The organism is Frankia sp. CcWB2 (assembly GCF_977927585.1).
In genome coordinates this window covers 1-10,489 of record NZ_CDWRCM010000011.1, presented here as the reverse complement: position 1 = coordinate 10,489, position 10,489 = coordinate 1, and the positions used below count along the sequence as shown (strand labels likewise).

Below are 10,489 nucleotides of genomic sequence, written 5' to 3'. Positions count from 1 at the left end.
CAACGGCTCGCCCGTGGTCATGCCGCCCTCGACCCCGCCGGCCCGGGCAGTCGCCCGCCGCACCCGCCGGCCGCCGGCACCGGCCGGCTCGATCTCGTCGTGCGCCACGGAACCCCGCCGCCGCGCGGTGGTGAAACCGTCCCCGAACTCAACGCCCTTGATCGCCTGAATGCCCATCAGCTCGCCCGCGATCCGGGCGTCGAGGCGCCGGTCGCCGTGCACGTAGCTGCCGAGCCCGGGCGGGCAGCCATACGCCAGCACCTCGACGATGCCGCCGAGGGTGTCCGCGTCGGCGTGGGCTGCGTCGATCTCGGCGACCATCCGCACGCTGGTCGCCTGGTCGGCACAGCGGACCGGGTCCGCATCCACCGCCGCCAGCGACGTCGGGGCGGGCACCCCCGGGGGCACCTCGACCGCGCCGATCGCGACGACGTGCGAGATCACCTCGATGCCGTATGCCTGCCGCAGCAGCGCCTTGGCCGCGGTGCCGAGCGCGACCCGCGCGGCGGTCTCCCGGGCGCTGGCGCGCTCCAGCACGGGCCGGGCGTCGTCGAACCCGTACTTCTGCATGCCGGCGAGATCGGCGTGGCCGGGCCGGGGCCGGGTCAGCGGGGCTGCGCGGCTCAGGCCCGCCAGCGCCGCCGGATCGACCGGGTCGGGCGACATGACCCGCTCCCACTTGGGCCACTCGGTGTTGCGGACGACCACGCTGACCGGGCCGCCGAGAGTGACGCCGTGGCGGACTCCGCCGAGCAGCTCGACCTCGTCACGCTCGAAGCTCATCCGCGCGCCGCGACCGTGCCCGAGCCGGCGGCGGGCCAGCTCGGCGGAGATGTCGGAACTGGTTATCCGGATCCCGGCGGGCAGCCCCTCGACCGTCGCCACCAGGGCGGGACCATGAGACTCCCCCGCCGTCAGCCAACGCACCATGGCTCCAGTCTTTCACGCTCACCGCCCAGGTCACGACCGCGATCAGGCAGGACGACCGGAATCAAACGGAACTATCAGGATTAAATAGGACGATTGGGATTAAACAAAATAATATGGATCAAGTAGAATAACCGGGATCAGCCGGTGCGGCCGAGGACGGCGAGCAGCGTCCCGGCAAGCAGAAAGGGACCGTAGGCGATGCGGTCATGCCGGCCGACCCGGCCCGCCACCAGCAGCGCGCTTGCCCAGAGCCCCCCGAGGACGACGCCGGCGAACAGCCCGAACACCACACTCGGCCAGCCGAGCCAGCCGAGCGCACCGCCCAGCAGGCCGGACACCTTGACGTCGCCGCGCCCAAGTCCCGCCCTCGGCAGGCAATGCACCCCCAGGAAGATCATCCAGACGGCGGCGGCCGCCACCCCGGCGCGCAGCAGACGGTCGGGCTCGGCGGTGACCAGCGCGGCGAGGCCGAACAGCCCGGCAAGCACCGGATAGGACGGCAGTACCAGATGGTCGGGCAGGCGGTGCACCCGAAGATCGATCACGGCCAGCCAGACCCCGACGACCGCCAGGTACACATAGGCCGGCAACCAGCTCGGATGATCGTGCAGGGCGACGGTCACGGCCGTGGCGACCAGCACCGTCACGGCACCGAGCGCCACCGCCCCGGGCACCTCCCGGTGCGGGGCCTCCCCGGGCACTGCCGGCACGCCGGCCACGACCCGGCGACCGAACGGCAGGGCGGCGAGCGCCGGAAGGGCGATCAACACGCTGAGCGCGCCGCCCGGCACCACTCCCGGCACCGCTATCCGCCGGCAGGTCCGCCGCGGCCGCGGGGACCACTCCCCGCGAAACCATGGCCGGCCGGCACGCCGACCTCCACCGCCGGCACCGCCGGGGGCCTGTCCGCCTGCGCCCGCTCGTCCAGCGCGGCCTGGCCCGCGGCCAGCAGAACGCTGGCGGGAACCACCTGCCCGGTGAAATGCTCGACCTGCCCCACGGCCTGGGCGGCGAGGATCTCCAGGCCACCTGCGACCCGGGCACCGGGTCGGTAGGCCGCGGCGGCCAGCGCCGTGGGCCAGGGATGATAGAGCAGTTCTACGAGCTGACAGGCTGGCGACCACGGTCTGGTGGCGAGCCCGTCGGTCGCGCCGGCGGGCGTGGTGGAGATGACCAGATCCGGGCCGGCCGGCAGGCCGGCGGCCAGCAGATCCCAGGGCAGCGCGGTGACCTCGACGCCCAGCCGCGACCCGATCTCCGTCACCTCCGCCACGGCGGCGGGCCGGCGGGCGACGACGCCGAGGCGGGTGCAGCCCGCCGCGGCGACCGCCGCGACCGCGGCGCGGGCCGTGCCACCGGCACCGAGTACGAGCGGCTGGCACGGGACCGCGCCGCGCATCACCCGGCGCAGCGCCATGCTGATGCCGTCCACGTCGGTGTTGTAGCCACGCAACCGACCGGCGGGCCCAACGACGACCGTGTTGACGGCGCCGATGACCGCCGCCGTCGCGTCCACCTCGTCGAGCAGGTCGAGCGCGACGGTCTTGAGCGGCATGGTCAGGGACAGCCCGACCCAGTCCGGATCCGTGCGGACCCGGGTGAGTATCGCGGCGAGCCCGGTCTCGTCGCAGTGCACGGCGGTGTACGTCACCGCGAGACCGAGCCTGGCGTAGGCGGCGGCATGCAGCACCGGGGAGAGCGAATGGCCCACCGGTGCCCCGAGCACGGCGGCGCGGGCGGGGCTCGACGACGACGCGGTAGCCGCGACGGTCGCCGACGGTTCCACGGGCCGACGATGGCACTCAGGGGGCCGGCTGCGGGCCGGGGCCGTGCCGACGGGAACGATCTCCGGCACTACCGGGCCCTCCTCATGCTCGCGGCCTCATGCTCGCGGCTTCCCTCGCACTACTCACGGCCCCCTTCACGCCGGTACTGGGCCTCTGCCTGCTCCCACTCCCGCTCCGTGGTGGCGAAGACCGTCACCTTGCTCTGCGGCATGGAGACGAAATAAAACCACGATCCGTCGGCCGGTTCCAGCGCCGACCGCAGCGCCCAGACGCCGGGGTTGGAGATTGCGCCCGGCGGCAACCCTTTCACGGCCCGTGTGTTGTACGGGTTGTTCTGAGAGAGTTGTTCCCTGGTCAACGGCCCCTCGTACCCGTCCGTGGCGTAGCGAGTGGTCGAGTCCATGTCGAGCCGGCCGAATCTCCCCGACGTGTCCTTGAGCCGATTGTAGATCACCCGGGCCACCTTCGGACCCTCGTCGCGGTTGGCCACCTCCTTCTCGATGATCGAGGCGATGGTGACGATGTCCTTCGGCAGGACCCCGATCGCGGCGGCCCTGCCCTCCAGATCGATCGCCGCGGTCTCCCGCTTGAAGCGGTCGACGAAGGAGCGCAGCAGCTGCTCGGGCGTGGCCCCGGGCACGAGGTCGTAGGTGGACGGGAAAAGATAGCCCTCCAGCAGGTTCGGCGGCGCGTAGGACGGCAGGCCCAGCTGGGTGGGGTTCTTCGCGATCGCCTCCAGGTCTGCCATCGACGTGCCCGGGAGGCGTTCATGCAGTGCCGTGAGAACCTCACGGACGGTCATGCCCTCCTTGATGACGAACTTGAACGGCGCGGACGAGGCCGGGTCGAGCAGGGCCTCGAGCGCCGCGGCGGCGCTCATCCTGGTGTGCAGACGGTAGGTGCCCGGCTGGATGCCCAGCGACTTCGGGTTCGCGGCGGCGGCCTTGACAAACGCGGCGACACTCGCGGTCACGTTCGCGTCGTGCAGCTCCCCGGCGATCTCGCGAGTGCTCGCCCCGGCCGGGATCTGGACCACCGCGATGCCCTCGCCGGAGCCGGAGTAGTCGGCGGGCTCGCCCGTCGAGATGTGCCCGACGACCTTCCCCACCCCGTAGATCCCCAGTCCCAGCAGGGCGGCGACCACGACGAGCACCGCGATGAGCTTCGGCAGCGCGCGACCGCGCCGGCCGCCGTCGGGATCGGGCTCGTCCCAGCCGCCGCCGTCGTCCCAGGCGCGGTGGTCCCAGTCGACCCCGGCACGGTCGTCCGGGTACTGATCGTCGGCGTAGCGATCAGCCGAGTAACGATCATCCAGGTAACGATCATCGCGCTGGCGGGCCCGACGGCGACGCGAGTAGGGGTCCTCGTCGAGTATCTCGTCGAGGTCGCCGCCGGTCACCTCTCGCCCGACGGCGGGACGGCACCGCCCGGGGCCCGGGGGTCGTCTCCCGGAGCCCGGACCACGCCGTCCGGACCCGTGACCGGGGCGGCACACCCGATCGCGCCAGGCGCGCCGCTCCCCCGGCGGCTGTCCAGGTCGTGCTGCAGGATCTGCACGGCTGCCTCCTGATCCACGAGACTCCGGCGGGCACGCGAACGAACGCCACGCTCGGCCATCCTGCGATGAGCCGCAACCGTGGTGAGCCGCTCGTCCACAAAACGCACGGGGACGGGTGCGATCCGCTCGGCGAGTACCTCGGCGTACTGCCGCACCAGCCGGACCGCCCGGCCTTCCTGCCCGGACATCTGTCTGGGCAGGCCGACCACGACCTCTACAGCCTGCCGCTCCCGGACGATGAGGACAAGCCGATCGATGTCCGCATTGCCCCGTCTATCCCTGGCCAGGGTAGTCACCGGAACCGCGAGCACGCCGCCGGGGTCGCTAGCGGCGACCCCGACCCGCACCGAGCCGACGTCGACCCCGATCCGCACCCCGGGCCGGGAGCCCGAGCCGCTCACCGCGAGGCGTGCTCGGCCACCAGCCCCCGCAGCCTGGCAAACACCGCCGGCACCAGCTGTGGGCCCCCCCCGCCGCCCTGGGCCACGTCCGGCTTGCCGCCGCCCTTGCCACCCAGGCTCGCCCAGGACTGCCGCACCAGGTCACCGGCGCGCAGCCCCCGGCCGCGCGCGGCGTCGTCGGTCACCACAACGATCGACGACCCGTCGGCCTTGGCCACGGCGACGACGGCGGGCCGCCCGGCCAGCCGCCCACGCACGTCCAGCGCCAGCAGCCGCACGTCGTCGGGGGCGGTGCCGGCGGGCACCTCGGCGGTGACCACGGCGACGCCAGCCACCTCCTCGGCATCCTCGGCCAGCGCCCCGGCCCCGGCGAGCACCGCGGCGGCCCGCAGTCGTTCCAACTCCCGCTCGGCGTCGCGCAGCCGGCCGACGATGTCGGTGACCCGGTCCACCAGCTCGTCCGGACGGGCCTTCAGCGCGGTGGACAGCTGCGACACCAGGAGATGCTCGCGCGCCAGGTAGCGGAAGGCGTCGAGGCCAACCAGCCCCTCGACCCGGCGGGTGCCCGCGGAGATCGACGCCTCCGACAGCAGCTTCACCGCGCCAAGCTGCGCGGAGCTCGCGACGTGCGTGCCACCGCACAGCTCGCGGGCGTAGTCGCCCACATCGACGACCCGCACGGCGTCGCCGTACTTCTCGCCGAACAGCGCCATCGCGCCGAGCCGGCGGGCCTCCTCCTGCGTGGTCACGAAGGCCCGCACCGGCAGGTCACGCAGGGCGACCTCGTTGATCTCGTCCTCGACGTCGGCGAGCACCGACGGCGGCACCGCGCCGAGGGCGTGGAAGTCGAACCGCAGCCGGCCCGGGGAGTTCAGCGAACCGGCCTGGGTCGCGCCCTCGCCCAGCGCGCGACGGAACGCGGTGTGCACGAGATGGGTGGCGGTGTGCGACCGGGACACCGCGCGGCGACGATCGGCATCCACCTCCGCGAACACCTCCGCGCCAAGCCGCAGCTCGCCGCCGAGCACCCGCACCCGGTGTAGGACCAGGTCGGGCACGGGCCGCTGGACGTCGAGCACCTCGACCTCGCCGCCGTCGAAGCGCAGCCGACCGAGGTCGGGCTCCTGGCCGCCACTCTCGGCGTAGAAGGGGGTCGCGTCGAGCACGACCCCGACCTCGGTGCCCTCCCCCGCCGCCGCCAGCCCCGCGCCGTCGGCGATGCCGATGAGGCCCACCACGCCGGAGGCCCGGCTGAGCTCCTCGTACCCGGTGAAGGTCGTCGGGCCGGAACGGGCCAGGATCGGCCGGAACGCGGACAGGTCGACGTTGCCGATCCGCCGCGCGGCCCGGTCCGCCTTCGCAGCCTGCCGCTGGCGGTCCATCAGCCGGTGGAAACCCGCCTCGTCGACGGACAGGCCCGCCTCAGCGGCCATCTCCAGCGTCAGGTCGATGGGGAAGCCGTAGGTGTCGTGCAGCTTGAAGGCCGCCTCGCCGCCCAGCATGGTCGAGCCCAGGGATCGGGCCTGGCGCGCCGCGGTGTCGAAGATCGTGGTGCCGGTGCGCAGCGTCTCGGCGAACGCCTGCTCCTCCGCGACGGCGACCCCGGTGATCGTCTCGGCGTTGTCGACCAGTTCGGGATAGATCGTCCCCATCGCCGAGCCGACGACCGCGAACAGCTCACTCATCACCGGCTCGTGGGCGCCGAGCAGCCGGGCGTTGCGGATCGCCCGGCGCAGCATGCGGCGCAGCACGTAGCCGCGCCCCTCGTTGGAGGGGACGACGCCGTCGGAGATCAGCATCGCGGCGGTGCGGGTGTGGTCGGCGATCACTCGCAACCGCACGTCGTCGGCGGGGTCCGCGCCGTAGCGCCGCCCGGTCAGCCGGCCGGCAGCGTCGAGCACCGGCCGGGAGATGTCGATCTCGTAGAGGTTGTCGACGCCCTGGAGGATGGTCGCCATCCGCTCCAGGCCCATCCCGGTGTCGATGTTGCGGGCCGGCAGCTCACGCTCGATCGGATAGTCGTACCCGGCGCCCTGGCCCCGCTCGTACTGCATGAAGACGAGATTCCAGACCTCGAGGTATCGCTCCTCGTCCGCGATCGGACCGCCCTCGCGGCCGTAGGCGGAGCCGCGGTCGAAGTAGATCTCGCTGCACGGCCCGCACGGCCCGGGCACGCCCATCGACCAGAAGTTGTCCTCCTTGCCGCGGCGCTGGATACGCTCGGCGGGCAGCAGCTCGCGCCAGATCCCCTCGGCCTCGTCGTCGTCGAGGTAGACCGTCGCCCACAGGTCGTCGGCCTTGAAGCCGAACCCTTCGGTGAGCAGCTCGAAGGCGAACGGGATCGCCTCGGCCTTGAAATAGTCGCCGAACGAGAAGTTGCCGCACATCTGGAAGAAGGAGGCGTGCCGCGCGGTGTGCCCGACATTCTCGATGTCGACCGTCCGCACGCATTTCTGCACGCTGGTCGCCCGCGGCCACGGCGCCGGGAGATCCCCGAGAAAATAGGGCTTAAACGACACCATGCCGGCGTTGACCAGCAGCAACGTCGGATCCTGGGCGACCAGTGAGGCGCTCGGGACGACGGTGTGCCCGCGCCGGGCGAAGTGGTTGAGAAAGCGGCTACGGATCTCGGCCGTGTCCATCGGGTTCACGTCGTCCAGACTCGTGGGAAGAGGTTCGACATCCCGGGGTGGCGCGCTGTAGGCCGGGCGCGCCTTCCGGGCTGCGGTGAGGGCAGGTGCCCCCGGCCCGCGGGCGAGGGAGTCCTCAGGGCCGCCGGGCGCCGGGGACGAGCCGCATCGTGCGTTCGGCGTCGTCGAGGTCAGCGGGGTAGCGCGGCGCGCCGGAGCCGGCGGCCTGCGCTGCGGCGTCCCGGGGCGGGGCAGCCCCGACCGCATCGCCTCGGTCCGCTTTGTCGCCCCGATCTGCTTCGTCCGGATCACCGTCGAGGCCGAGCGCGACACGGATCTCCTCCTCCCGCTCGGCCGCGGCCTCGCGCACGTCCGCGAGGAACTCCTGTACCGACTGTACGAGAGAGCCGGCCAGGCTCGTCGGCGTCAGGGAGGCTGCGGCCTTCGCCACCTGGCGCACCACCACGACGCCGGCCGCCGCCCCGAAAGCGAGATAGAAGATCCTCGACATCTACCGGCCTCCCCTACGCCCGCCCGCCGCGCCGGCGGCCGTGGGCACCGACGGGGTCTTCTCGCCCGCGGGCTGCGGGCCGCCACGCCCGGCCGACCGGCGCGCCGCCTTCTCGGCCTTCATCTGGGCCGTCACCCGGGACTCGACCTCCGAGCGGGTCCGCTTGGCCGCCGCCTGGCGCACGCCGTAGCTGAACGCCGCGACACGCACCATCGGGCCGCCGAGCGTCGCCGCGAACAACGATGTCAGCGAGGAGACGTTGGTCGTGATCGACTGCACGTTCGCCGTAATCGCATCGACCCGGTCGAGTTCTTTGTTGACGTGCGAGAGTGCCAGATTGACCTCGTCGACCGTCGCGCCGGCCTGCCGGACCCGGGCGGTTCCCTCGTCGAGGGCGAGACCGGTCTGGCGTACCCGGGCCGCGACCTCATCGAAGATCTTGCCGAGCTTGAGCAGGACGTAACAGCCGAAGAGGACGAGCACCGCGAACGCGCCCGACGCGATCAGGCCCGCGACCGCACCACCGGACATATGTGCTCCTGCCTCCATCGTCGTTGGGCCGGTCCCACCCACCCGATTCGATCCGCCGTGCCGCGGGCGCCACCCAGCCGACGCTCCTGGAGTGACCTTACCGAGACGGCTACCGGGGCCACGGGTAGCCCCCACGAGAGAAGTCAGGACGGCGAGGAGAACGGTGGGGAGGGCGGCGAAGAGGGCGGTGGGGACGAGCCCGGGGACGGCGGTGGGTCACCGCGTACGACGCCACGCAGCTCACGGACCCGATCGGCCGCGCGGCGCTCGAAGCCGTTACCGCTCGGCTGGTAGTAGTAGGTCGAGGTCAGCCCGTCCGGCGGGTACTGCTGACGCACGACGTTGCCGGGGGCGTCGTGCGGGTACAGGTAGCCCGCGCCGTGGCCGACCCGCTGCGCGCCGCGGTAGTGGGCGTCGCGCAGCTGCGCGGGCACCGGCCCGGCCCGCCCGGCACGAACATCCGAGGTGGCGGCGTCGATCGCCCGGATCACCGCGTTCGACTTGGGCGCCAGCGCCAGGTGGATGACCGCCTGCGCGAGCGCCAGGCGGGCCTCGGGCAGGCCGACGAACTCCAGCGCCTGGCTGGCCGCGACCGCGACACCGAGCGCGCCCGGATCGGCCATGCCGATGTCCTCACTGGCAAGGATGATCATCCTTCGAGCGACGAACCGGGGATCCTCGCCGGCCTCCAGCATCCGCGCGAGGTAGTGGAGGGCCGCGTCGACGTCGCCGCCCCGCATCGACTTGATGAAGGCACTGATCACGTCGTAGTGCTGGTCCCCGGACCGGTCGTAGCGCACTGCGGCCCGGTTGACGGCCCGCTCCAGCAGGTCGAGATCGAGCCGTGGCCGCGGGTCGACAAGCGCCTCGGTGTCTGCACCCGCCCCGGCATCGGCACCCGCCCCGGCGTTCCCGCCCGGTCCGGATTCGCGCTCATGGGCTTCGAGCAGCGCCTCGACCCCGGCCTCCAGGCTGGTGAGGGCCCGGCGGGCGTCACCTCCGGCAAGGCGGACCACGTGCTCGCGGGCCTCGTCGGACACCGACAGCCGCCCGTCGTACCCACGCGGGTCGCGCAGCGCCCGGGCCAGCACCCCGCGGATGTCGTCGTTGGTCAGCGGCTCCAGCGTCAGCAGCAACGACCGGGACAGCAGGGGGCTGACCACGGAGGAGAAGGGGTTCTCGGTGGTGGCGGCGACCAGAGTGACCCAGCCGCGCTCGACCGAGGGCAGCAACGCGTCCTGCTGCGTCCGGGTGAACCGGTGCACCTCGTCGATGAACAGCACTGTGCGCGCACCAGACGTTGACAGCGTCTCGCGAGCCTCATCGATGACGGCGCGGACATCCTTCACTCCGGCGGTGACCGCGGACAGCTCCCGGAAGCGTCGCCCGGTCGCCCTCGACACGATGTGCGCCAGCGTGGTCTTGCCGGTGCCGGGCGGTCCCCACAGCACGACCGAGGTCGTTGCGCCCCCCTCGACCAGCCGGCGCAGCGGGCTTCCCGGTCCGAGCAGATGTCGCTGGCCCACGACCTCGTCCAGGGTCCGCGGCCGCAGCCGGGCGGCGAGCGGAGCCGCGCGGTCCACCCCCGGACCGCTGCCACGCTGATCCCGGGGACCGGCGAACCCCGAGGCGGAGCGGGACGCCGTCCCGGCTGCCGACGCATCGGACGCCCCGGCACCAGCCCCGGCAGCAGCGGAGAGATCGGCGTCGAACAGGCTCACCCGTTCACCGTACGACCGTCGTACGACCGTCGGGAGGCACGATCAGCCCGGAGCACGGCAGACCGCGGCCCCGACGGCGGCCCCGACGGCGGCCCCGACGGCGGCCCACCGAAGCAGACATATTTCATACAACGGCATAAGTATCTTAAATTGGCCCTTACGACCCCACGCCCATTTCCCCGACCACGCTCGGACCACCAGAGCTTCATTGCCAATGTGCCGGAACGCGGCCAATGTGCCGGAACGCGCGGCGAACGGGTAGTGCGCCGCGCGTCATCCGGCACAATCCCCCGAGAGACCACACTTCGTTCACGTCGGACAACCGAGCCCCAATGGTGCGCGTATTATCATTCAGCTAGTCCGTTCAGCTGCTCGACTGAGCACACGTGCCACCTTCGTGGTAATGCACAGTGTTCCGGA

9 protein-coding genes are annotated in these 10,489 nt (G+C 72.4%); all 9 read right to left on the bottom strand.

The window, feature by feature from the left end:
- Positions 1-930: chorismate synthase (aroC, locus tag ACY45C_RS02560; RefSeq protein ID WP_462186056.1), on the bottom strand; the 930-nt coding region annotated here is incomplete at its 3' end.
- A gap of 137 nt (positions 931-1,067) precedes the next feature.
- Entirely contained in the window at positions 1,068-1,733 is a 666-nt protein-coding gene (locus ACY45C_RS02555; protein WP_462186055.1) for a prepilin peptidase, read from the bottom strand.
- Positions 1,734-1,735: 2 nt separating this feature from the next.
- Complete coding sequence (locus ACY45C_RS02550) at positions 1,736-2,785, bottom strand: shikimate dehydrogenase (RefSeq protein ID WP_462186054.1); 1,050 nt, start codon at positions 2,783-2,785, stop codon at positions 1,736-1,738.
- Positions 2,786-2,835: 50 nt separating this feature from the next.
- Positions 2,836-4,116 carry an endolytic transglycosylase MltG gene (gene mltG, locus ACY45C_RS02545; protein WP_462186053.1) on the bottom strand — a complete coding sequence of 427 codons (1,281 nt, stop codon included), beginning with the start codon at positions 4,114-4,116 and terminating at the stop codon, positions 2,836-2,838.
- A complete protein-coding gene (gene ruvX / locus ACY45C_RS02540) occupies positions 4,113-4,676 on the bottom strand; it encodes a Holliday junction resolvase RuvX (RefSeq protein WP_462186052.1) in 564 nt (187 codons plus the stop codon). Before ruvX ends, mltG begins: the two co-directional genes overlap by 4 nt.
- Complete coding sequence (gene alaS / locus ACY45C_RS02535) at positions 4,673-7,318, bottom strand: alanine--tRNA ligase (protein ID WP_462186051.1); 2,646 nt, start codon at positions 7,316-7,318, stop codon at positions 4,673-4,675. The genes ruvX and alaS overlap by 4 nt, the downstream gene beginning before the upstream one ends.
- A gap of 124 nt (positions 7,319-7,442) precedes the next feature.
- On the bottom strand, positions 7,443-7,817 hold the full coding sequence (locus ACY45C_RS02530) for a hypothetical protein (RefSeq protein WP_462186050.1): 375 nt from the start codon (positions 7,815-7,817) through the stop codon (positions 7,443-7,445).
- The gene (locus tag ACY45C_RS02525) at positions 7,818-8,348 is read right to left on the bottom strand and encodes a DUF948 domain-containing protein (RefSeq protein WP_462186049.1); all 531 of its coding nucleotides are present in this window, start codon (positions 8,346-8,348) and stop codon (positions 7,818-7,820) included.
- 143 nt (positions 8,349-8,491) lie between these two features.
- Positions 8,492-9,931: a replication-associated recombination protein A gene (locus tag ACY45C_RS02520; RefSeq protein ID WP_462186076.1), complete on the bottom strand. Its 1,440-nt coding sequence runs from the start codon at positions 9,929-9,931 to the stop codon at positions 8,492-8,494.
- Between the last annotated feature and the right edge of the window lie 558 nt (positions 9,932-10,489).